This is a genomic window from Bradyrhizobium sp. CCBAU 45384 (genome assembly GCF_028128665.1).
Classification (GTDB): Bacteria; Pseudomonadota; Alphaproteobacteria; order Rhizobiales; family Xanthobacteraceae; genus Bradyrhizobium; species Bradyrhizobium manausense.
This window is the reverse complement of record NZ_LBIZ01000116.1, coordinates 113,202-135,850: the sequence shown is the minus strand read 5'-3', so window position 1 is coordinate 135,850 and position 22,649 is coordinate 113,202. Positions and strand designations below refer to the sequence as shown.

At 65.1% G+C, this 22,649-nt stretch carries 22 protein-coding genes and 1 pseudogene; 15 read left to right on the top strand and 8 right to left on the bottom strand.

Annotated elements, in window-relative coordinates:
- Positions 1 to 3 precede the first annotated feature (3 nt).
- The gene (locus XH80_RS30190) at positions 4 to 1,137 is read right to left on the bottom strand and encodes a DUF1236 domain-containing protein (RefSeq protein ID WP_271601728.1); all 1,134 of its coding nucleotides are present in this window, start codon (positions 1,135 to 1,137) and stop codon (positions 4 to 6) included.
- Positions 1,138 to 1,573: 436 nt separating this feature from the next.
- On the opposite strand from XH80_RS30190, the gene XH80_RS30185 reads away from it, so the two are divergent.
- The 9 genes from XH80_RS30185 to XH80_RS30145 all read left to right on the top strand — a co-directional run bounded on the left by XH80_RS30185 (position 1,574) and on the right by XH80_RS30145 (position 8,173).
- Positions 1,574 to 2,176: a hypothetical protein gene (locus XH80_RS30185; RefSeq protein ID WP_271601727.1), complete on the top strand. Its 603-nt coding sequence runs from the start codon at positions 1,574 to 1,576 to the stop codon at positions 2,174 to 2,176.
- Complete coding sequence (locus XH80_RS30180) at positions 2,173 to 2,517, top strand: HGGxSTG domain-containing protein (RefSeq protein WP_271601726.1); 345 nt, start codon at positions 2,173 to 2,175, stop codon at positions 2,515 to 2,517. The genes XH80_RS30185 and XH80_RS30180 overlap by 4 nt, the downstream gene beginning before the upstream one ends.
- 25 nt (positions 2,518 to 2,542) lie before the next feature.
- Positions 2,543 to 2,899 carry a response regulator gene (locus XH80_RS30175; RefSeq protein ID WP_271601725.1) on the top strand — a complete coding sequence of 119 codons (357 nt, stop codon included), beginning with the start codon at positions 2,543 to 2,545 and terminating at the stop codon, positions 2,897 to 2,899.
- Positions 2,900 to 3,387: 488 nt separating this feature from the next.
- Positions 3,388 to 3,711 (top strand): PadR family transcriptional regulator, encoded by a 324-nt coding sequence (locus XH80_RS30170; RefSeq protein ID WP_220000671.1) that lies wholly within the window; start codon positions 3,388 to 3,390, stop codon positions 3,709 to 3,711.
- On the top strand, positions 3,712 to 4,284 hold the full coding sequence (locus tag XH80_RS30165; protein ID WP_271601724.1) for a DUF1700 domain-containing protein: 573 nt from the start codon (positions 3,712 to 3,714) through the stop codon (positions 4,282 to 4,284). It begins immediately after the preceding gene.
- A gap of 13 nt (positions 4,285 to 4,297) precedes the next feature.
- Complete coding sequence (locus XH80_RS30160; protein WP_271601723.1) at positions 4,298 to 5,215, top strand: GIN domain-containing protein; 918 nt, start codon at positions 4,298 to 4,300, stop codon at positions 5,213 to 5,215.
- A 46-nt stretch (positions 5,216 to 5,261) separates the two neighbouring features.
- Positions 5,262 to 6,248, top strand: coding sequence for an alpha/beta hydrolase family protein (locus XH80_RS30155; protein ID WP_271601722.1), 987 nt, complete (start codon positions 5,262 to 5,264; stop codon positions 6,246 to 6,248).
- A gap of 223 nt (positions 6,249 to 6,471) precedes the next feature.
- A complete protein-coding gene (locus tag XH80_RS30150; RefSeq protein ID WP_271601721.1) occupies positions 6,472 to 7,974 on the top strand; it encodes a CYTH and CHAD domain-containing protein in 1,503 nt (500 codons plus the stop codon).
- A 16-nt stretch (positions 7,975 to 7,990) separates the two neighbouring features.
- The gene (locus tag XH80_RS30145; RefSeq protein ID WP_271601720.1) at positions 7,991 to 8,173 is read left to right on the top strand and encodes an avidin/streptavidin family protein; all 183 of its coding nucleotides are present in this window, start codon (positions 7,991 to 7,993) and stop codon (positions 8,171 to 8,173) included.
- A 313-nt stretch (positions 8,174 to 8,486) separates the two neighbouring features.
- On the opposite strand, the gene XH80_RS30140 is transcribed toward XH80_RS30145, so the two are convergent.
- From XH80_RS30140 to XH80_RS30130, 3 genes are all read right to left on the bottom strand, one after another.
- Positions 8,487 to 8,762 carry a hypothetical protein gene (locus XH80_RS30140; RefSeq protein ID WP_271601719.1) on the bottom strand — a complete coding sequence of 92 codons (276 nt, stop codon included), beginning with the start codon at positions 8,760 to 8,762 and terminating at the stop codon, positions 8,487 to 8,489.
- A 215-nt stretch (positions 8,763 to 8,977) separates the two neighbouring features.
- Positions 8,978 to 9,424: a hypothetical protein gene (locus XH80_RS30135; protein ID WP_271601718.1), complete on the bottom strand. Its 447-nt coding sequence runs from the start codon at positions 9,422 to 9,424 to the stop codon at positions 8,978 to 8,980.
- Positions 9,425 to 9,494: 70 nt separating this feature from the next.
- Positions 9,495 to 10,142 (bottom strand): GDSL-type esterase/lipase family protein, encoded by a 648-nt coding sequence (locus XH80_RS30130; RefSeq protein WP_333968880.1) that lies wholly within the window; start codon positions 10,140 to 10,142, stop codon positions 9,495 to 9,497.
- A gap of 51 nt (positions 10,143 to 10,193) precedes the next feature.
- Here XH80_RS30130 and XH80_RS30125 point away from each other — a divergent pair, with 51 nt between their 5' ends.
- From XH80_RS30125 to XH80_RS30105, 5 genes are all read left to right on the top strand, one after another.
- Positions 10,194 to 11,441 (top strand): MFS transporter, encoded by a 1,248-nt coding sequence (locus tag XH80_RS30125; RefSeq protein WP_271601717.1) that lies wholly within the window; start codon positions 10,194 to 10,196, stop codon positions 11,439 to 11,441.
- A gap of 34 nt (positions 11,442 to 11,475) precedes the next feature.
- Positions 11,476 to 12,681: a M20/M25/M40 family metallo-hydrolase gene (locus XH80_RS30120; RefSeq protein WP_271601716.1), complete on the top strand. Its 1,206-nt coding sequence runs from the start codon at positions 11,476 to 11,478 to the stop codon at positions 12,679 to 12,681.
- Positions 12,682 to 12,828: 147 nt separating this feature from the next.
- Entirely contained in the window at positions 12,829 to 13,917 is a 1,089-nt protein-coding gene (locus XH80_RS30115) for a mandelate racemase/muconate lactonizing enzyme family protein (RefSeq protein ID WP_271601715.1), read from the top strand.
- A 100-nt stretch (positions 13,918 to 14,017) separates the two neighbouring features.
- Complete coding sequence (locus XH80_RS30110; RefSeq protein ID WP_271601957.1) at positions 14,018 to 15,166, top strand: amidohydrolase; 1,149 nt, start codon at positions 14,018 to 14,020, stop codon at positions 15,164 to 15,166.
- A gap of 70 nt (positions 15,167 to 15,236) precedes the next feature.
- Entirely contained in the window at positions 15,237 to 16,382 is a 1,146-nt protein-coding gene (locus XH80_RS30105) for a caspase family protein (protein ID WP_271601714.1), read from the top strand.
- 127 nt (positions 16,383 to 16,509) lie between these two features.
- Here XH80_RS30105 and XH80_RS30100 read toward each other — a convergent pair.
- The 4 genes and pseudogenes from XH80_RS30100 to XH80_RS30085 all read right to left on the bottom strand — a co-directional run bounded on the left by XH80_RS30100 (position 16,510) and on the right by XH80_RS30085 (position 21,889).
- Positions 16,510 to 17,255: pseudogene (locus XH80_RS30100) on the bottom strand (Crp/Fnr family transcriptional regulator).
- Complete coding sequence (locus XH80_RS30095) at positions 17,255 to 20,422, bottom strand: CheR family methyltransferase (RefSeq protein ID WP_271601713.1); 3,168 nt, start codon at positions 20,420 to 20,422, stop codon at positions 17,255 to 17,257. The pseudogene XH80_RS30100 and the gene XH80_RS30095 overlap by 1 nt, the downstream one beginning before the upstream one ends.
- A gap of 169 nt (positions 20,423 to 20,591) precedes the next feature.
- A complete protein-coding gene (locus XH80_RS30090; RefSeq protein WP_271601712.1) occupies positions 20,592 to 20,873 on the bottom strand; it encodes a hypothetical protein in 282 nt (93 codons plus the stop codon).
- 8 nt (positions 20,874 to 20,881) lie between these two features.
- On the bottom strand, positions 20,882 to 21,889 hold the full coding sequence (locus tag XH80_RS30085; protein ID WP_271601711.1) for a chemotaxis protein CheB: 1,008 nt from the start codon (positions 21,887 to 21,889) through the stop codon (positions 20,882 to 20,884).
- Between the two features lie 90 nt (positions 21,890 to 21,979).
- Between XH80_RS30085 and XH80_RS30080 the strand changes: the two genes are divergently transcribed.
- Entirely contained in the window at positions 21,980 to 22,381 is a 402-nt protein-coding gene (locus XH80_RS30080; RefSeq protein ID WP_271601710.1) for a response regulator, read from the top strand.
- Positions 22,382 to 22,649: the final 268 nt, after the last annotated feature.

Genomic DNA, 22,649 nt, shown 5'->3' with positions numbered 1-22,649 from the left:
CGGCTACTCGACCTCCTCGATCACGCGACGCTCGCGAGGCTCGACGACATAGGTCCGCGTGTCGCGATGGATGTAGCGGTAGTCCCGCAGACCCGGCGCGTCCTGGTAGACCGTGCTCGGGAACTCCTCGACCTCGACACTGTCAGGAACGCGATCGCCGACATGGATCTCGGTGCGCGCGGTGCTGCCGGTGGTCCGCACTTCGCTCCGCTCGGGGCGCGCCTTGACATGCTTGCGGATGACCTCGCGATCCCTATCCGAGAACTTGCTGGCGCTGCGCTCGCGCGTCGTCGTTGTCGTCGTCGCGGTGGATTGCCCTGAGTACGGCAGCACCGTTACGATCTTGTAGGTGGCGGGATCGACGATGACGATCTCGTCCTTGACCAGCGCAAAGCTGTAGCCGCGATATTGCGGCACGATCTCCACGACGTCAGGCGGCAGCGTCGCCAGCTGCACGTCGCGCGGCACCACCGTGCCGACGTTCAGCGAGAAATTCACGTTGGTCAGCGGCCGCACGTTCAGGTGCGAGATCGAGGCGCTGATCTTGGTCTCCTGCTGCCGGTCGAGCTTGACGTCGGTTCGGGCAGCCATCTGCGAATTGGTGTCGGTGCGCGCGCCCTGCGCCTGGTTGCTGCTCGGCGCCTGCTGAGCCTGGTTGTTGGTCGGCGCCTGCTGAGCCTGGTTGGTTCCGGTCGCGCTCGGCGCCTGCTGCGCCTGGTTGTTGGTGTTGGCGGGCGGCTGACTGCGATCCTGTGCCTGGTTGGTGTTCGTCGCAGGCGGATTGGCGCTTTGCTGGCTCGCGGGCGGATTGGTCGGGCTCGAGTTCGCCGTACCGGTCTGCGGCCGTGACGATGTATCCGTGTTGTTGGCCGCGTTGGTCCCGGAACCGGGGGATGCGGAAGATGGTGCGGTGCTCTGGTTATTCTGTGCCGACGGTCCCGACGTCGAGGGCTGCTGCGGCTGCGAGGTGGTCTGCTGCGACTGAGCCGTCCCTGATGGCGTGGTGGTGGAGGGCGTCGCGGATTTGTCTTGCGATGGTGCGGATTGCTGCGAGGTCGTGTTCGTGTTCGGCGCTTGCGCAAAGGCAGCGTTCGCCAGCACAAGTCCCAATGCGGTGGTTGCCAGCAGGCGGATCATGGTTCTCTCCCTTTGGTCCTGACAATTGTTGGCTATTAACCTGCGCTCAGAAGCGAGGTTCCAGTTTTTCCCGGACGAGGCCCGGGCGCTTCATCGGCACGGAACCTTGCGGAGGCCATCGACAAGCGCCGGCATCCGCGCCTGTCGAAAACAACCCCATGCACAGTAGCCGGCCCCCGCCAGATCAGGGCCTTGCACGTCGGCGACTGCTGAATTTCAGAAAATCACTTTGACCCGTCGGGCAAAACAGGAGTATGGTGGCATCATCGCGCTATCAGGCTCTGTCCAGCTCCGCCCAACGAGGCGGCGCGCTCGACCCGGCTGCGCGACAACGTCTCATCACCACCTGAAAAATCTCAACCGCCGCATCAGTAGACGCGCGATCGGCTTCGCTTGCAGCGAGGCCGCGCGCCTGCGCCGGCAAAGGACACATCTCATGACCACATCCCTGACATCTGCCGAAACGACGGCCATCGCAGCCAGCGATCGCGCCGCGATCATCGCAACCCCGAAGGTCAGGCTCCGTCGCAGGCGCATCGTGATCGAACACCCTGATACGAAGGCCGGCGAAGCGCTGCTGGCCGAGGCGCTCGGCGCCGCCGACCGCGACGCGCTGCATGGACTGTTGAGCCAGCTGGTGAAGGCCAGCGTCGTCGCGCGCAAGCCCGACCAAGGCAACCTCGCCTTCATGGTCTCGACACTGAAGAGCATCGCGCCGAGGGATTCGCTCGAATCCATGCTGGCGGCGCAGATGGTGAGCATTCAGGTCGCGACCATGCGCTGCGCCTGTCGCCTCGCCTGCACCGACGATGTGCAGCAGCAGGAGAGCCTCACGCGCGCCCTGACCCGGCTGTCACGCACCTTCGCCGCGCAGATCGAGGCGCTGAACCGTCACCGCAGCAACGGCGCCTGTGCGATCACGGTGCAGAATCTCTCGGTTCAGGACGGCGGCAAGGCCGTCGTCGGCAACTTCACGCAGCACACGAACCTGATCGCCGCGCAGCCCGGCTTTGTGGACGCGGCGGCCCTCCCCGCATGAGCCACGCCCGCAACACCTGCGCGATGCGAACGAGCCGGCGTTGCGGCGCGCAAACACGCAATGGTGACGCCTGCCGCGCGCCGGCGCTGCGCGGCAGGATGCGCTGCCGCATGCACGGCGGCGCATGGGGATCCGGCGCGCCTGATGGAAACAGCAATGCCCTCAAGCACGGCTACTTCACCAGCGAGGCGATCGAGGAGCGGCAGCTCGTTCGTACCGTGCTGCAGGAAGCTGAGGATCTGCTGCGCAAATTGCTCGCGCGTTCGGACACAATTTGCAGCCCGGACGAGGGCGAAGCCGGATGCAGTACGGAGGGAACAGATTCCCTCCTCCGCGATTAACAAATGTTAAAACATGAGGTGCGTCATGGGCCAATCAAAGCCGATCAGGCCGACCGCGCTCGTCGTCGAAGATGACGACATTCAACGCGAGATGCTGGCGCTGCTGCTCGAAGAGAGCAATTTCGAGGTGCTTCAGTGCGAGGATGCCGAGACCGCGGCGCTGGCGCTGAAGGCACGGCACCCCACCCTGATGGTCACCGACATCAATCTGGTCGGCAAGATGGATGGCGTGGACCTGGCCTACCTCGCCCAGCAGCAGGACGCCGACATGCGGATCATCGTGATCTCGGGCCATCCGCTGCCGCGTCGCCTGCCGCCTGGTGCGAGGTTCCTCACCAAGCCGGTCTATGCGACAACGCTGCTGGCGGAAGCCGGGCAATAGTCGATGGTTCGCAGCTCGTAGGATTTGTAGCGCGTCAACGAAACCCTCCGCCTGGGGCGCAGGGCTATCCCATATGGTTGTACGATGCGGCGGCATCGGCAGTCGGCTCCCTCGCCCCGCTTGCGGCCGCGACGAGCTTCGCTCGCGCTGAGAGGGTTGGGGAGAGGGTGTCTCCACAACGGGACGATCCCCAAGAGGAAAGAACCCTCACCCGCCACGCGCGGGACGATGCTTCGCATCGCCCGGGCGTGTCGGCCTCTCCCGCAAGCGGGAGAGGCGGAGCAAGCCCGCAGACAATCCTCCTGAAATCCACACGCGATTGCTCTCTCGTCATCCGCAAACGACAGCCGCATTATTCTCTTCCCTCCAGCAAACGTGATCGCGCCGGCCGCGCTCGCGACAGCCGGGCGCTACCTTTTATAGAGATGTACCTTGCATTAAAAGGTACCTTGCAATATGTTGTCCCCACGGCCAACCGCGCAGCTGCCATGACCGAACAGAACCAAGTCCAGCTCAAGAAAGGTGCACTCGAACTGTGCGTGCTGGCGCTGTTGGCGCGCGGCGAAAGCTATGCCTATGAGATTGCCAGCGCGCTCGCTTCCGGCGTCGGCATGGGAGAAGGAACGATCTACCCGCTGATGCGGCGCATGCAGGACGACGGGCTCGTCGATACGCGCCTCGCCGAATCGAACAGCGGCCCGCCTCGCAAATATTATCGGCTCACCCCCGCCGGCCGCGCTGCCTTCGCGGCGCAGAAGCGCGAGTGGCGGACGTTCACGGATGCCGTCAACCAGTTGCTGGGAGAACGCTGAATGAACCGCGTCGCCTTCTTGACTGTCCTCAATGACGGGCTCGCCGGACTTCCAGCGCGGGAGATCGACGACATCCTTGCCGACTACATGTCCTATTTCGACGAGGCCGAGGCAGCCGGGCGAAGCGAGGCCGATGTGGCAGCCGCGCTCGGCGACCCCAGGCGGCTGGCGCGCGAGCTGCGCGCCGAGACCGGGCTGCGTCATTGGGAAAATCACCGCACGCCGGGCAACTCCGCCGCCGCCCTGCTCGCGCTGGGGGGACTGGCCACCGTCGATATTCTGTTCCTGCTGCCGCTGCTGTTCGCCGTAGCCCTGATCATGCTGGTGATCGGCCTCGTCGTCTTCGCGCTCGGCATCGTCGGGCTCGGATTGCTGCTGAGCCTCGTGAAGATCGGGCACTTTGCCTCGATCGCCGCGATGCTGCTGCGCGCGGTGGCCGGGATCGGGCTGATCTCGGCCAGCGTCGGATGCGGCGCACTCCTGCTGCTGGCACTCGACGGCGCCGTGAAGTTGCTCGGGAATTACGCCCGGCTGCACTACCGGCTGCTCAAGCCAGAACAAGATCCGACTTGATAGGAGGTGCGCCATGCGCAGACGTCTGTTAGGGATCGCAATGTTGTCGCTGGGCATTGCGGCGGCGTGCGGGGTCATCGCGGTTCTGACCTCCGCAACGGAATGGATGGACGGCGATCACCGATCCTGGGCAGGAACGTTGCGAAGCTGTGCTGCGGCGAAACCGGCCGGCGCAAGCGAGCGCCGCACCGTCGATCTCGCATGGGCCGGCAGCGATGCCGTCAAGATCAGAATTCCGGCGCAAGTGCATTATCAGCCCGGCCCGAAGCCACAGGCCAGCGTCAACGGCGATGCCGAGCTGGTCAGCCATGTGCGCCTGCGCGACGGCACGCTGGAATGGGACACGGTGGAGTGGGACCGCCTGGTCGATTGCTTTCCGGCGAGCGATCTCGTCGTCCAGCTCTCCGGCCCTGCGGTCACGGCCTGGACGCTGAACGGCTCGGGCGAACTGACCCTCTCCGACATCAAGCAGGATGCGCTGCGCGTCGCCGTGCACGGCAGCACCACGGTGACGGCAAGCGGCGAAGCCAAGGTGTTGTGGTTCGATGCCGCCGGCTCGGGCCGAGCCGATTTCGGCCGGCTCGTCGCGCAAAAGACCAGCGTGAACATGTCGGGCAGCACGAACCTCAAGCTCGCCGATGTCAAGCAGGACATGCTGCGCGTCGTCATGAGCGGCAGCAGCACCATAACCGCCAGCGGAACGGCCAACGAGGTGTCGCTCGAATCCGCCGGCTCCAGCCGCGCCAATCTCGGCGGACTGATCACCGAACAAGCCAGCGCGAAAATCCACGGCAGCGGCGACGTCGACCTCGCGCCACGCCAGGATGCCGATATCTCGGTCTCCGGCAGTGCCGTCGTGAAGCTGCACGGCAACGTGGCGCGGATCAATTCGCACGTGTCGGGCTCCGGCGAGATCAAGCGGATGCCGTAGGACTTTCGCGAGTCAAGCAGCCCTGCGCAACACGAAGGAGACGTCGATGTCCGCTTCCGTCAACGCTTGCAGATTCCTCGCCGCCATCGGCTTCTGCCTCATATCGACGTTGGCGCAGGCTGCCGGCCTGCGATCGATCGATATTCCCGCTGACGCCGATGGTCCGGCGATTCACGGCATGGTCTGGTATCCCTGCGCCGAACCGCCGGGAGAGATTCGTATCGACATCTTCGTCCTGCCAGGGGTGAAGAATTGCCCGCTCGCAGGGGACCACCTGCCGCTGATCGCCGCTTCCCATGGACGGCGCGCCTCGCTTCTCGGCAATCGCGACACCGCCGAGGCGCTCGCCGACAACGGCTTCGTCGTTGCAGCTATCAATCACCCAGGCGATACCGCGCTGGATCCAGGCCGTTCCGGCGATCTCTCGGTCTTCGTCGAGCGGCCCACCGACATCAAGCGCCTGATCGACTTCATGATCGGGACATCGCCGTTCGCAGCGAGAATCGATCAAGACAGAATCGGCTTCTTCGGCTTCTCGCGCGGCGGCTATACCGGACTTGTGCTGCTCGGCGCCAATCCGGATTGGACCGGAGCGGCCACGAACTATTGCCGCCGAGGGCAGTCGCTGTTCTGCCAACAGATCCTCGGCAGGACATATCCTTCGCAGCCCCTCACGCACGATCCGCGGATCAAGGCCGCGGTGCTCGCCGATCCTCTGGCCATCTTCTTCTCTGCCGAGAGTTTGGCGCCGCTCAAGGCGCCGGTTCAACTCTGGGCATCGGAACGGGGTGGAGACGGCGTGCTGCCCCACGATGTCGGCGCTGTGGAGGCAAACCTTCCGGCCCGACACGAATATCGCGTCGTTCCGAACGCCGGGCATTTCGCGTTCTTCCTGTGTCCGCCGGCGCTGGTCAAGGAGCGGCCCGAACTCTGCGCGGATGCGCCCGGCTTCGACCGGGGCGCATTCCATGCCGAGTTCAACGCCGACGTGCTGGCATTCTTCCGGAAATGGTTGATCCCGACGGCCGAGTGAGATGCATCGAGACCGGGATGGCACTGAGATGCACGGGCCCATGGGAGCCTGCTTCGACAGAGCTCTCGCTCTCAACGGTCGCTGACACCACGCCGCGCTATTCCCTGAAGTTTCCACGACAACAACTTCAGTTCCACCACGCTGAATGACCTGCACTTCGCGGCCGCTTCGCGGAACTTCTCGTTCCTGCGCCACTTTGAATCCCGCAACGGAGGCATTGCCGATGAATGCCGAAACGGAACTGAAATTCCGCGTTGCGCCCCGCAAACTGTCGTCGGTCCTGCGCGGCGGCCGGCGCAGCGACCGGTCGGAAAAGACGCTCGTTTCGACCTATTACGACACGAGCAAGCACAAGCTGCGGCGGCACGGCCTCACGCTTCGCGTGCGCAAGGTCGAGGGCCACTGCGTCCAGACCGTGAAGGCGGGCGGAGCGGGAGGCGTCACCCGCGGCGAGTGGGAACAGGACGTCGCCGGCGAAAAGCCCGATCTCGAGAAGACAAGAGATACGCCGCTCGACAGGCTCGCGAGCAAGAAGCTTTCTCGCAAGCTGAGGCCGGTTTTTCAAACGATTGTTCATCGCGTCGCGCAGGCGCGACGTCTCAGAAACAGTCGGATCGAGCTTGCGGTCGACCGCGGCCGGATCGGCGCCAGGCGCCGCGCGCAGCCGATCGCCGAGCTCGAGCTGGAACTGAAATCCGGCCGTGTCGGCAACCTGTTCCAGATGGCGCGAACCATCGCGCGCAAAACCGATGCCGAGCTCGATCTACGCTCGAAGGCCGAACGGGGCTACCGGCTTGCCACGGGCGTGCGCGACGGCGCACAACATGCCGAGCCGATCCGGCTCGATCACGCGATGTCGGCCCTCGATGCATTCCGCGCCATCGCGCATTCGACGCTGCGGCAGATCACGGCGAATGCCGATCCGGTGCGGAAGATGGATTCGGAAGGGGTCCACCAGATGCGGGTGGGCCTGCGGCGGCTGCGGGCGGCGATCTCGCTGTTTGCCGATGTCCTGCCGCGCACGCGGACGGCGCGGATCAAGGCCGAGCTCAAATGGCTCACGGGCGAGCTTGGCCCGGCGCGCGAGATCGACGTGTTCGTGAGCGAGAGCGTTCGACCGATCACCGATCGGGGCATTCCAAAGCGCGGTGCACGCGCGCTCCGCAAGAAATTCTCCGCAGAGCGGAAGGCGGCGTTCAGCCGCGCCGGCGAGGCGGTTGGGTCGGCGCGCTACCGCCGTCTGCTGATTGACGCAGTCGAATGGATTGAGACCATGCGCCCCCGCCCCGATGATGACCTGGGGATCCCTGCCTACGCAGCGCAGGTGCTTGGCGGGCGCATCGACAAGGCGCGCAAGCAGGGCAAACGGCTCGGCGAGCTCGCTCCCGAACAGCGCCACAAGCTGCGCATCAGGATCAAGAAGATCCGCTATGCCATCGACTTCTTCGGGAGCCTCTACCGCAAGCGTGACCAGAACGAGCTCGCAGAGCTTTCGTCCCGGCTGAAGCGGATTCAATCCGCGCTGGGATCGCTCAACGACTTCATGGCGCATCGCGAGCTGGCAACAGACGCCGCGCTGAACGCCCCGCCGGCGAACCGGCGCGCCCAGGCTTTCGCCTCGGGCTTCATCGTCGGCCAGGAACACGAGGCGGCGCGCGGGCTGATGCAGGATGCCGCAAAGGAGCTGCATCGATTGCACCGGCTGCGCATCGCGCCGGGCAAGTGACTTCGGGAGATCAGGTATGGCATCACGGGTCGGCACGTCATGGGTTGGTGCTTGGCGAAATCAATTCGGCTCGATGTTGCGCATCATCAGCGATGCAGAGGGCCGCATCGAGGGCACCTTCGAGACCGCGCTCGAGGACAGCGGCTTCTATGGACAAACGGTGCAAGTCACCGGATTTCACACCTGGATTCCGCTATGAGGCACAAGCACCCGGTGTAAGGAATGGGCCGGCAACTTCCGGTCTAACGCGTCCGCTTTGTTGCGCCGTGCTCACGTTAACGCGCGGCCAAAGAGAATCACCGGCCGCCCGCGATCAGGAGGTACCTGCGGGCCCCTCGCCGCCTGCTTTACCTGTGCGCAATGCTCGCCGGAGGAGAGCAATGCCCCGAGCACTCCTGAACGGAGTGAAATATGTGCCGTTCGGGTAACAGTCCGCGCCAGAAATGGCGTGCGCACCTGCTCGCCTTAATCAGTCACCCTTTGTGCGGAACATTCGATCGAGCGCTCGACTTTCAAACACCATCGAGGCGCGTCGTGTTGCCCTGGGTTAGCCGCGCGGAATTGATGGCGAAGAGGAGATCATCGTGACGAAGCTCGCCAAGCTGCTTGCAATAACCGCCATACCGGCCTTGTTGATCGCAACGTCTGGACCGCTGCTCGCTGGAGGCGGTGGTGGGGGTGGTGGCGGCGGTGGCGGTGGTGGCGGTGGTGGCGGTGGTGGCGGCGGCGGAGGGGGAGTTGGCGGCGGCGGCGGCGTCGGAGCCGGCGTTGGCATGGGTGGGGGACATGGCGGCGGCGTGGGTGCAGGGCATGGCGGAGTGGGAGGAGTCGGCCACGGCAGTTCGGCGTCAGCTCCAGGGCACGCGATGCAAGCAGCGTCTTCGAGCTCGCACTCGCATGGAACGAATCACGGCGCTTCAGGCTTCAGCCCGGGACACCTAGGGCACGCAATACAGGCGGCGTTTTCAGCGGTGTTTTCGAGCTCGCACTCGCATACCGGACATCACGGTTCACCAGGCCATGCCGGGCATTCCGGCGCATCCAGCTTCAGCCCAGGACACGAAATGAAGGCGGCAACTTCAAGCCCGCCATCCGGGCATCCGGGGGCATCCAGCTTCAGCCCGGGACATGAGATGCAGGCAGCGACTTCAAGCACGCCCTCCGGGCATCCGGGCGCATCCAGCTTCAGCCCGGGACATGAGATGCAGGCGGCGACTTCAAACCCGCCCTCCGGGCAGCCGGGCGCATCCAGCTTCAGCCCGGGACATGAGATGCAGGTGACGACTTCAAACCCGCCCTCCGGACAGCCGGGCGCATCCAGCTTCAGCCCGGGACATGAGATGCAGGCGGCGACTTCAGGCACGCCCTCCGGGCAGCCGGGCGCATCCAGCTTCAGCCCGGGGCACGAGATGCAAACGGCTCCGAAGCCTTGAACGGCGACGACCAGCAACGAGCCGAGCTTCGCTCAAGTCGAACGGCCTAGCCGTTCAGACTTGAGCTCCTTGATCTCAACAGACGATCTATTTGCCCAGCGCCGCGGCGACCTGGCCGGCCAGCTGCTCGGCCAGCATGTGATAGCCCTCGGGCGTAAGATGCTGCCCGTCGGGTTGATGCGGCAGTCCGTGCAGCATCCCGTTCGGCAGCATGACCACCTTGACTCCCATCGCGCCGAGCCGGCTCTGGATTTCGGGCGTGTTGTCGGCGGCCAGCTTTCTCCGGTCGTTTCCGCCGGGCTGGAGGATCACCACACTCGTTCCCTTGGGAACGACGCGATCGAGCCGGGCCAGCATGCCTCCCGTGGTGTCACCGTTGATGCCGGCATTGATGACGCGGACGTTAAGCCCCCTCGCACGGAGCAGCGCTTCCAGCTGTGCGGGATAGGCCTGGCTGCGCGAGACGCCCTTGCCAAACGTGTTGCTGGCGCCAAGGGCGACGACGGTTGCAGCGTGAGCGGTGCCAAACATGGCGAACGCCGCGAATGCACCGAGAAGAACGATCCGTCCGAGCCTTGCGATCACTTTTGCCCCCTGATCGAGATGACATTCCCACCACATGCTTATCATCGATTGCGGCATCACGCGCACGCTCCAATCGAGCGCGGCGCCGGCGCGTCGTGCCGCCACCGCTGGCGGGCCATGCGATAAGCTGCCCCCTCGCGGCATTGGCATGCCCTCTCCGATCATGTAACCCGACAAAAACCTTGCCGGGACGGAACGCTGATGGATGCGATTGCCAATGACGACGCGAGGCACGGCACTCGCTCGCTGATCTTTGCGCTGGTGGCGCTGGCCTGCGGGCACATGCTGTCCACGCTGCTGCGCACCATTCCCGCGCTCAGCCTCGATCTGATGGCGGCGGATTTTCATGTGCAACCGCAGGCGCTGGCGAGCCTCACCTCCGTCTATCATTTTGCGTTTGCGGCCTCGCAGATCCCGGTGGGCGCGGCGATGGACCGTTTTGGCGTGCGGCCGGTGTCGCTGAGCCTGCTTGCGGGAACCGTGGTCGGCGCGATCGCGTCGGGCTTGGCGACGGGACCTGAGAGTTTTGCGTTCGGGCAATTGCTGCTGGGCGTCGCCACGTCGGGCATGCTGATGTGCCCGATGACGCTGGCTGCCAAGCAATTGTCGGCAGCGCGCTTCGGGCTGTGGTCGGGCGCGATCCTGTCGATCGGCAATATCGGCATGCTGCTGTCGGCGAGCCCGCTCGCCTTCGTGGTCGACACTTACGGCTGGCGCGCCGGGTTCTGGGTCGCCGCAGCCGGCGGCATCGCGGTGGCGCTCGCGGTGTTGGTGCTGGTGCCGAACCAGCCGGCCGAGCACAAGGACGATTCGTCGCCGCTGGCGCAGATGATCGAGGTGCTCAGGCTCGGTCTGTCGCGGCCGTTGCGCGGATTGATCGCGCTGGCATTGGTGTCGCTGGCGACCTCGCTGGTGCTGCGCGGATTGTGGGGCGGGCCGTGGCTGATGCAGGTCAAGGGCCTGTCGCGGGTCGAGGCCGGCAACCAGCTCGGCGCCTACACGCTGGCGATGATCGCGGGCCCCCTGCTGATGGGCATGCTCGACCGCAAGGTCGGCCGCCGCCGCGAGCTGGTGGCCGGCACGCACAGTCTCGCGGCGACGCTGGTGGCGCTGATGGCGCTCGGCGCGCCGCATTATGCGGTGGCATGGCTGTTCGGCGTTGAGGTCATGCCGCCGCAATATGATCTCGTGCTGTTCGTGCTGATCGGGCTCGCGACCTCCGCCCAGCCGCTGCTGTTCGGCATGTGCCGGCAGCTGGTCGACGCGCAAGTCGCGGGCAAGGCGCTGGCGGCAGTGAACCTCGCCTTCTTCCTCGGCACCGCGCTGATGCAGTCGATGTCAGGCGCCGTCGCGGCGGTCGCGGGACTGCCGGCAGTGCTGCTGTTCATGGCCGCGATGCTGTTCATCGGCGTGATGATCTTTTTGACTTACACCTCGGAGCATTCGTAAGTTAGGCGCTTCGCATCTCAAGGGAATTCAGTTCATGCCTGTCGACACCAAAGCCGCCACCGACCGTCTCATGCGCTTCCTTTCCGTGGAAGGCGTCACCGGACAGGAGGCGGCGATCGGGCGTGAGCTCACCGCTGCGCTGAAGGAGGTCGGCGTGCCTGCCAAGGCGATCCGGCTCGACGACGCCAACACGCGCATTCCCGTGCCGACCGAAACCGGCAACCTCATCGTCGACCTGCCCGGCCGCGGCGCGCTGCACAACCAGCCGCGCATCATGTTCATGACGCATATGGACACGGTGCCGCTCTGCGCCGGCGCCAAACCGAAGAAATCCGGGCGCAAGATCGTCAACGAGGCCAGGACCGCGCTCGGCGGCGACAACAGATGCGGCTGCGGCGTGCTGGTGACCCTGGCGGCCGAGCTCGAGAAGCAGAAGCTCGATCATCCGCCGATCACGCTGTTGTTCTGCGTGCGCGAGGAGAGCGGGCTCTATGGCGCGCGCCACGTCAAGCTCGACGAGCTCGGCTCGCCGGTGATGGCGTTCAACTATGACGGCGGCTCGGCCTCCAATGTCGTGATCGGCGCTGTCGGCGCCGACCGCTGGACCGTCGAGATCTTCGGCCGCGCCTCGCATGCCGGCGTCGCGCCGGAACGCGGCATCTCCGCGACCATGATCATGGCGCTGGCGCTTGCCGAGGTGAAGGCCGGCGGCTGGTTCGGCAAGGTGGTGAAAGGCAAGGGCGCGAGCGCGCGGATGGGCACCAGCAATGTCGGCCCGGTCACCGGCGGCGAGGGCCGACCTGCGGGCGATGCCACCAACGTCGTCACCGACTATGTGCATGTGCGCGGCGAATGCCGCAGCCATGACGGAAGATTCTTCAAGGAGATCACCAAGGCCTACAAGGCCGCGTTCGAGCAGGCCGCCAAGAAGGTGACCAATGCGCAGGGCAAGTCCGGCAAGGTCAAGTTCAAGGCCGAGACCGACTATTATCCGTTCCGCATGAAGGAGAACCTGCCGGTGGTGAAGCGCGCGATCGAGGCCGTGTCTGCCGTCGGCGGCACGCCCAACGTCCGCGCCGCCAATGGCGGCCTGGATGCCAACTGGATGGTCCGCCACGGCATTCCGACCGTGACGTTCGGCGCCGGCCAGAACGAGGCGCACACGATCGACGAGTGGATCAACCTGGACGAATACGACCGGGCCTGTGCGCTGGCCGTGCAGCTGGCGACGACGCGCTAGAGAGATCCGTAGGGTGGGTTAGCGCTGCAGATTCGCGAAGAGCATCTGCAGGGCGTAACCCACCGCTGTTTGTCACCGCAGAGACAGAAGTGGTGGGTTACGCCTTCGGCTAACCCACCCTACAAAAGAAAAAAACAGGGAGGCCACATGCCGCGCATCGCTGATATCGAGACCGGACTCTACCGGATTCCCCTCCCCGTCACGCTGTCCGATTCCACCCATGGCGACATGACGGCGTTCGAGCTGATCACCTGCCGCATCCGCGATGCCGATGGCGCGGAGGGTGTCGGCTACACCTACACGGTCGGCCGCAATGGCGGCGCCATCGCCGATATCCTCAAGCGCGAGATTCCGCCGCTGGTCGGGGGGCGCGAGGCCGAGGACACCGAGGCGATCTGGCACCACGTCTGGTGGGGCCTGCATTATGGCGGGCGCGGCGGGCCGACGGTGCTGGCGCTGTCCGCGCTGGACATTGCGCTCTGGGACCTGAAGGCGCGGCGCGCGAATTTGCCGCTGTATCAGCTGCTCGGCGGCTTCGATGCACGCGTGCCGTGCTACGCCGGCGGCATCGACCTCGATCTCTCGGTCGAGGCGCTGCTCAAGCAGACCGACGGCAATCTCGCCAAGGGCTTTCGCGCCATCAAGATGAAGGTGGGCCGGCCCGATCTCAAATCCGACGTCGCGCGCGTCGCGGCGATGCGACAGCATCTCGGCGACGGCTTTGCGCTGATGGCGGACGCCAACATGAAATGGACGGTGGAGGAGGCGATCCGCGCCGCCCGCGCCTTGGTGCCTTACGACCTCACCTGGCTCGAGGAGCCTGTCATTCCCGACGACGTCGCAGGCCACGCGCGCATCATGCAGGCCGGCGGCGTGCCGATCGCGGCGGGCGAGAATCTGCGCTCGCTGTGGGAGTTCAAGAACTACATCGTGGCAGGCGCGGTGTCCTATCCCGAACCCGACGTCACCAATTGCGGCGGCGTTTCCGCCTTCATGAAGATCGCGCGGCTGGCGGAGGCCTTCAATTTGCCCGTCACCAGCCACGGCGCGCACGACGTCACCGTGCATCTGCTCGCGGCCTGCCCGAACCGCTCTTACCTCGAGGCGCACGGTTTCGGGCTGGACAAATATATCGAGCATCCGCTGGTGCTCGAGGACGGCAAGGCGCTGGCGCCGGACCGCCCGGGCCACGGCATCGGCTTCGACTGGACCGGGCTGGCGAAGCTGGAGGCGTAGGAACGCGTTGCTGCACGCGAGGCATTCCAACGGGCTTGATGCGAAGTGCGGATAATCGACTAGAGTGGTGACAGCTGACACCATCAGAGAGAGCCGCATTTTGACCCCCGAGCTGCATCAAAAACTGACCGCGTGGCGCCAGCATCTGCATGCCCATCCCGAGCTATCCCTCCAGGAAAAGGCGACCGCCGCCTTCGTGCGGGAGCGGCTCACCGAGCTCGGCATTCCCTTCGTGTCAGGCATCGGCGGCCACGGCATCGTCGCGACGCTGACGCGCGGATCGGCCGAGAGGCGCGTCGGCCTGCGCGCCGACATGGACGCGCTGCCGATCACCGAGGATACGGGGCTCAGCTACGCCTCGAAACATCCGGGCGTGATGCATGCCTGCGGCCATGACGGGCACACCGCCTCGTTGCTCGGCGCGGCCGCGCTGCTCGCCGCCGACACCAGCTGGAGCGGCACCGTCGATTTCATCTTCCAGCCGGCCGAGGAAGGGTTTGGCGGCTCGCGCGCGATGGTCGCGGCCGGGCTGTTCGAGCGCTTCCCGATGCAGCGCGTGTTCGGCTTCCACAACTGGCCGGGTCTCGAGGCCGGAACCATCGCGGTGCATGACGGCGCGGTCATGGCCTCGGGCGGACGCGTCACCATCACCATCGAGGGCCATGCGGGCCACGCCGGCATGCCGCATCTCACCCGCGATCCCGTCATGGCCGCCGGCCATCTGATCGTGGCAATGCAGTCGATCGTCTCGCGCAGCATCGATCCGCTCGACACTGCCGTGCTCTCGCTGTCGACCATCGAGGGCGGCACTGCGCCCAACCAGATCGCGGGGAAAGTCACGATCCGCGGCACGCTGCGGCATCATCGCAATGGCGTGAAGGACATCATTCTGGCGCGGATCGCCGAGATCTGCGCCGGCATCGCCACGAGTTTTGACGTCAAGGTGACGCCCGACATTGTCATGGGGGTCGGCGTGACGATCAACTCGCCGGCGGAAGCGGGCCTTGCGCGCATGGCCGCGGACAAGGTGGGGGCGCCCGTGCGGCGCGATCTCGCGCCGAGCATGGCCGGCGAGGATTTCGCCCACTACCTCGCGCAACGGCCCGGCGCGTTCGTGTGGATCGGCAACGGGCCCCTGCGCGACGGCGCCGAGCTGCACGGTCCGCGCTATGATTTCAACGACGCGATTCTCCCGGTGGCATCGGGCTGGATGGCCGAAGTCGCCAAGACCGCGCTGGCGGCGAACTGAGAGGCGGCCCCGTGGCCCCCTTGGGCCGGATGCGCTAGGATCGAAACGGATTCGATCCAGCGAGATCAGGATGAACCGGCGCGAATTCGTCTCAGGATTGGCTGCGGCGTCAGCATTCGCGAACGTAGCGCCTTTGGCTGAAGCCGCTGAAGCAAAGCGCGTCGCACTCGTCATCGGCAATGGCGCCTACAGGAATGTGCCCGCGCTGCTCAATCCGCCGAATGATGCGAACGACATCGCCGCGGCGCTGAGGCGGCTTGGCTTCACGGTCTCCCTGGCAACGAATGCGAGCTTCGACGAGATGCGGCGCGGCCTGATCGCGCTGGGGCGCGAGGCCGCCGGCGCCGACATGGCGGCGGTGTATTTCGCCGGCCACGGCATGGAGATCAATGGCGAGAACTGGCTGATCCCCGTTGATGCCGAGCTGAAGCGGGACACGGACGCGGCAAATGAAGCCATCAATCTGCAAAGCGTGATGTTGCAGGTGTCGAGCACCACGAGCCTCGGTCTCGTCATTCTCGACGCCTGCCGCAACAATCCGTTTGCGGCCAAGATGAACAGGTCGATCGCGACGCGCGCAGCTCCCGTGAGCGGGCTCGGCCGCATCGAGCCCGTCGGCAACGTGCTCGTCGCCTATGCCGCGCGCGACGGCACCACGGCGCTCGATGGCGATGCGCGCAACAGCCCGTTTGCGGCGGCGCTGCTGCGCAACATCGAGGCGCCGGGCGTCGAGGTCACCTTCATGTTCCGCAACGTCCGCGACGACGTGATGGAGGCGACGCGCAACGCACAGCAACCGTTCGTCTATGGCTCGCTGTCGCGCAAGGCGATCTATCTCGCCGGCCGGCCTGCTGATGGTAGCGGGCAAGCACCGCCGCCGAGCCCGCTTCCGGCGGCGGTGTCCCCCGCACCGACGTCGCCTGTGATCGATCCTGCGCTGGTCGGCACCTGGGAGATCATGGTGTCGAGCGGCCGCGGCCAGTCGCGCTGGATCTGGCAGATCATGAGCGACGGCACCTACAGATTCCATGCCGAGCCGCAGCGCTCGGCGCGTGCGCATGAAGGCACGATCACGGCCGCGAACGGCCGCTGGACCCTGCACGCAACCAGGGGCCTGTCAGGCTACAGCGATGGCGGCGCCTATGAGATTCACGACGCGCTCGCCGTTATTACAGGCAAGCTCGGCACCGGCGCCTGGAAGCGCAGCGCTGAGTAGCTCACTGCAGGCTCGGCTGACGCCCGACTAAAGCGCGATGAGATTAAGCTGAATCGTCATCGCGCTTTAGGTATTGTTTGAGCATGATCCCTTCGGAAAACCGCTTCGCACTTTTCCGGATCATGCTTTAGCCGCGCCGATAGAGTTGCAGATATCCCGGCGAGAACAGCGCCGCACTCTTGAGCGCACCCAGATCCGGGATCGTGACGTCCGCTCTCGCAGGATGATCAGGCCGGCTGCCCTGAGCTCCTGGACCGTGCGGTTGAGGTGGACAACCGAAAGTCCGGTCGCGTCGGCCAGATCCATCTGGGTCACGGGAAAGCTGCACGAATTGCCGTCGGCATGTCCGACCGGCCGGAGCCGCTCGTAGATTTCGCAGAACAGGTGGGCAACCTTCTCCAGCGCCGCGCGCCGCCCAAGATTGATCGCCCATTCCCGCTGAATTGCATTGTTCAGAACGGTCTCGCACATGAACGCTTCGGCAAGCGTGCGCTCGCTTGCCATGAGGGTCTCGAAGTGGGGGCGTTTGATCTCGGCATAGGCAACCGACGTCGCCGTCGAGATCGAATGGTCGATGGCAGGCAGAAGATAGGCATGCGCGTCGCAGGTCTCGCCGGGCAGGATGAAATTGACGATCTGGCGACGACCGTCCTCGAGCGTCTTGTGCCGGAACAGCCAGCCCGAGAGCACCACCCTGACGCTGTCGATCGGATCGCCTTCAGCGACCAGATCCTCTCCCGGACCGGCCCGGAACAGGCCCTCGGAAATGGCTTGCTCGAGTGCCGCAACAGCGCTTTCCGACAACGGCCGCAACAGGTTGAGGCGGCGAACGACCGCCTGTGCCAATCCTCCTTCGTTGCCTTGGGAGCGCATCAGCCGTCCATTGAAGGCGTGTGAAAGGTTCGTTTGCTCAGGGGAATTGCCATCTGGCACTGAAACCCTGAGGCATTGAAGGACATCGTCGTCTGCCCCTTCAGGTCGAACGCCAGGGTCCGCTCCAGGAGCTCCGCACCAAAGCCTTTCCGCGTCGGCTGAATGACCGGCGGCCCGCCTCGCTCGCGCCAATCGAACAGCAGACGCGGCGAGTCGGCGGCTTCATCGATGCGCCAGGAGATTTCGAGGCGGCCCAAGGGGTGGCCGAGCGCGCCGTATTTGAGCGCATTGGTCGCAAGCTCATGGATCGCCAGCGCAAAGGTCTCGGCGGCCTTGGGTTGGAAGCGAACCGCGGGGCCGGACACGCGCATCTGCTCGCCCTCTCGGGCATTATAGGCAAGCAATTCCTCGACGACGAGGTATTCGAGATCGACACCACCTTCGGGATCGCGCGTCACCAGCGCCTGCGTCCGTGCAAAGGCATTCAGGCGGCCATCGAGATGCGCGGAATACTCCTCAACGGTGGAGCTGGTCTCGGCCGATCGGCGAGCGATCGAACGTACCACGCCGAGTGTGTTGCGGACGCGATGCTGCAGCTCGGCAAGCAGCAGCCGCTGCCGCTCCTCCGCGCGCGTGATCGCGGTGACGTCGATGAAGGTGACGACCACGCCGGCGATGAAATTGTCGATGCTGCGATAGGGCAGGATTCGGACGATATAGCGCGTGCCACTGTCCGGCGCGGGCAGCTCGCGCTCGGCGCTGGCGAGCGTGCGCGCCACGCGACGGACATCGTCGTAGAGCTCTTCGATCGGAATACGGGCCTTGATGTGGGCGATCGGGCGGCCGACATCGGTCTCGACCAGATGCAGGATCTGGGTGATCGCCGGCGTGAAGTTCATCACACGCAGATCGTTGTCCAAGAACACGGTCGCGATCTGCGTGCTTTCGAGGAAATTCTTGAGATCGCTGGTGGCGCGCGTCAACTCCTGTACGCGGTGGGCGAGTTCGCCATTGACCGTGGTCAGCTCTTCATTGACCGACTGCAATTCCTCCCGCGAGGTTTCGAGCTCTTCGTTCGCCGACTGCAGCTCCTCGTTGAGCGACTGATACTCCTCGTTGGAGGATTTCAGCTCTTCGTTGGTGCTTTCAAGCTCTTCGATGGTCGCCTGGAGGCGCTCGCGAGTGGCGCGCAAATCGCTCTCAAGCCGCTCGACATGCTCGGTTCGCACCAGACTGCCCGAACCGCTGTCGCTTGCCTCCAGCCCGCGCGCCGGTCCATCCTTGAACAGCACGACGAAACTACGGTGGCCGTCCGGGCCATCCTGGATCGGCTCCACGGAGATATCGACGAGCACACGGTGACCGTTGACGCCGAGCTGGACCTGCTCGGCGTGGGCGGATTCGCTGGTCTCGGCCGCGCGGCTGAGCGCCGTGCGGAGCTCCAGCCTGAGGTCGCGGTGCACGAGCTGGAGCAGGTCGAGCGAGGCTGCACCCGCCGTGGGCTCGATATAGCGGCCGGTGCGACCGGAAAAATGCAGGATCTGGAAGTTGTCGTCCGTGATCACATAGGCCGGGGCGTAGCGCTCGCCGATACGTTGGGCGCGGCGCTCCAGCCCGACGTCGGGGCCGAACGAACGAACCGAGGGCAACTCGACCGGAACGCGGCCCGCGCTGGTCGAGATCGGAAACTCCGGCGGCAGCCGCGTGCCGGTATCCAGCTTCTTGAAGATACGGGCGCGACGATCGACCGGCGCGAACAGTTTCGGATGCCGCGTCACGTTCTCGGAATTGCCGAGAAACAGATAGCGCTCAGGCAGCAGCGCAAAGTGAAACAGCGGGATGACGCGATTCTGCAGCTCGGCGTTGAGATAGATCAGGAGGTTGCGACAGGACACCAGGTCGAGTTTCGAGAACGGCGCGTCCTTGATCACGTTGTGCTGGGAGAAGATGCACATCTCCCTGAGCTCCTTGACCACGCAGTAGGTATCGCCCTCGCGCACGAACCAGCGCGCCAGGCGCTCGGCGCTCATGTCATGCTCGATATTGGTGCGGTAGCGGCCGACACGCGCGGTCGCGAGCGCCCGTCCGTCGATGTCGGTCGCGAAGATCTGGACCTGCGGGGCGGAGTCCAGCGTCGCCATATGCTCCCGCAGCAGGATGCCGATCGAATAGGCCTCTTCGCCGGTCGCGCAGCCGAGCACCCAGACGCGAACCTGTTGCCCGGCTCCCTTGTTCTCGAAGATCTTTGGAATGATCTGGGATTCCAGCACGTCGAACTCCCGCTTGTCGCGAAAGAACTCGGTGACGCCGATCAGAAGATCGTTGAAGAGATGCTGGGCCTCGTCCTTGTCGTTCCTGAGGAAATCGACGTAGGAGGCAATCTCCTCGATCTGCACCACCTGCATGCGGCGCTGGACGCGGCGCAGGAAGGTGTTCTGCTTGTAGCCGTGGAAGTCGTTGCCGGTCTTGTTGCGCAGAATGTCGGCAATGCGCGACAGTGAGGTCGCGGCGGCCGCCAGCACCTCGTCAAAGCCCTGTTTCTCCTCCAGGCGCCGCAGATGGCGCGCATAGACCTGGATATGCTCCGGAATATCTTCCGGAGAAAGCACATAATCGGCGATAGCGGCTGGTCCGTTGCCGTCGACGAGATGCTCGGAATCGTCATCGGCCACTTTTTCGGCGATCGCCAGGCCGCCATGGTCCTTCAGAGTGGCCGCTCCCAGCGTGCCATCGCCGTCGGTGCCGTTCAGCAGCACGCCAATGGATTGCTCGGCGCGCTCTTCCGCGAGCGACACCAAAAAGCTGTCGATGGTCGCCCGCTCGCCGGGCCCCTGCTCCGCCCTGCGCACGGCAAAACGACCGCCCTGAATCGTGGTGATCATGGCAGCCGGACTGAGATAGATCGTCCCGCCTTCGATCGGCCCCCCGTCTCGCGGCTCCGAGAGCAGGGCTCCCTCGGCGCGCTGAATGAGAGCCGCGAGCCGCCCGTCCGAGAACGCTTCGCGATGCTGAAGCACGAGCACGACCGTCTGGTCGTCCCCAAGAGCAAGCTTTGCGAAGAAGCGCTCGATGCTGTCGATGGCGCCCGAGGAGGCACCAACCCCGATGATCAGTGGCGCCTTGCCCTGGCGCTCCCCATCACCCGGCGCAGTGGCAACTTCATCCATGATGGCCGTTACTCTCGTTCGCGGGATCCAAGCAATTCAGCCGCCAGCAGATACCAGAAAATCAGCCTATCCCAACAGCCAAATGGCGGAAATAGCTTCGTGTTCCGCGTGGAGCTGGGATCATAGAACAAGGAGAGAGGCTGATCGGCTACCCCGAAAATCGTGGCGATCAGCGGGCCGGCGATGGCGCGGAATCGATCTCACTTTGGAGGTAGTTGACCCGCTGGACGATCAGGGTGCGGTGCCGCTCCCATTCGACGAGGGTCTGCTTCAATAGCTCGACCAGTCTTTCCGCATGGCGCGAGTCGTGCCCCCCGGACTGCAGCTCGCGCACCAGATCCTCCTGGTTGCGAATCCGCAGCCAACCTTCGTTGATGTCGGCATCCGCCTTCACGAGAAGGCGCTGCTCGGCGTGGAGCTGCTCGGTCCGGTCGGCAAGGGAGATGGCCATGTCGCGCCTTACGTCTCTCGCGGGCGGATCGCCGGATGGAACGATTGTAGCACAACCCGCCGGATCATGTCGGCATATTCGCGATATTCGGCGGCGCGCAGATCGTACATCTCGGCGACCGCGGGCCGACCGCTGCGCCTTCCATCGTCCGCCATGCGCTGCACCAACTCGGCGCGCTCTTCGATGATCCGCAGCGCCACACGCAGTGCCTCGTCAACCTCTCCCTCCTGCTCCTTGGCGAGCGTGTCGGCGGTATAGGCATGGCCGACCTGACAGCGAAAGCGCATGGGCGGGCCACCTTTCAACAGGGATAGAACCCCGCCGCAGCTCGGACAGGTCAGCGCTGCAGGATCCGCAATCTTGGTGAGGCTTCCTGCCCCGATTCTTTCGCCGGCCGCGATTTCGACCTCCAGGCGGATGTCGGGAGCCACCGGCAGCGCGGTCCCCGGTGCCTCCTGCGCGAGATCGGACAGGACATCACCGAGTCTTGCAGCCGGAACGCAGAGATCGGCGATGGTCGCCCCCAGCGCGCGCTGCGGCATTTGCGGCGAAATCGCGTCGGCGGGGTCCTGGACCAGCGCCATTCCGCCGCAGCGTTTGATGGCATGGAGCCCGGCAGCGCCGTCCGAAAGCAGGCCGCTGAGGACAATGCCGATGACGCGGGGACCGTGGTGCACGGCCGCAGAGCGGAACAGGGCGTCGATCGCCGGACGGACCATGTTCTCGCGCGGACCACGCCCAAGCCGGATGTGCGTTCCCGATAGCAGAAGGTGGTAGTCGGGCGCAGCCAGATAGACATGGCCGCGCTCGAAGGTCATGCCGTCGACCGCCTGATGAACCGGCAGCCTCCCCGCAGCGGCGGCCACGGTCGACAGGATGCCGATGCCCTGCGCCGGAATGTGCAGCACGATGAAGATGGCCGCCGGCAATTCGCGCGGAAGCCCGGCCAAGATCTGCTTCAACGGGGCGGTGGCGCCAGCGGAGCCACCGATGACAATGATGTCGCGGTTGCTCATCGGGAACCCGCCATCTCCTGCTTGGTTTGCACCAAGGCGGCCCTTCGCCGTATGTTCCAATGTCTTTCGAGAAGCGGAGGAAACCTGCCGATGATGCCAACGTCGTCGCATGAGCGCGGGTCGCTGTCGGGACGCCGAGTCCTCGTCGTCGAGGACGAATATTACCTCGCTGACGATATCGGCCGTGCCCTGCGATCGGCCGGCGCCGACGTCGCCGGACCGGTCGGCGAAGTCGAGGATGCGCTGCGCATCCTCCACGACGGCTCGATCGTCGACGGCGCGGTGCTCGACGTGAACCTTCGCAGCGAGACGGTTTATCCCATTGCGCAAGAGCTCAGGACACGCCAGGTGCCGTTCGTGTTCACGACAGGCTACGACCCGGTGAGCATCGCACCTCAATTCCAGGACGTGGCGCTCTGGGAAAAGCCGATCGACATCGCGTCAATGATCCGCGGACTCGGCGGACTGATCGGCTCGCGCCGGATGTCGTAGCGCAGTTCGAGGGGCCCCTCTCGACTTGCGACAGCCAGATTTGAAGCGCAGGAAATTCCGAGCCGGCTAGAGCAGCCTGCTCCAGGTCACCCACGCAGCGACCACGACGCAGATGAAGACGGCGAGATATGGCAGGAAGACGCGCAGGACCGGAGTCGCTCTGGCCGCTAGCTCAACATCATCCATATCATCGCCCCGAGCATAATGAGAAAGCCCGTGATCGCCGTCCCGACGAAAACGTTTTCGACGCGATCCATTGCCGTCGTAG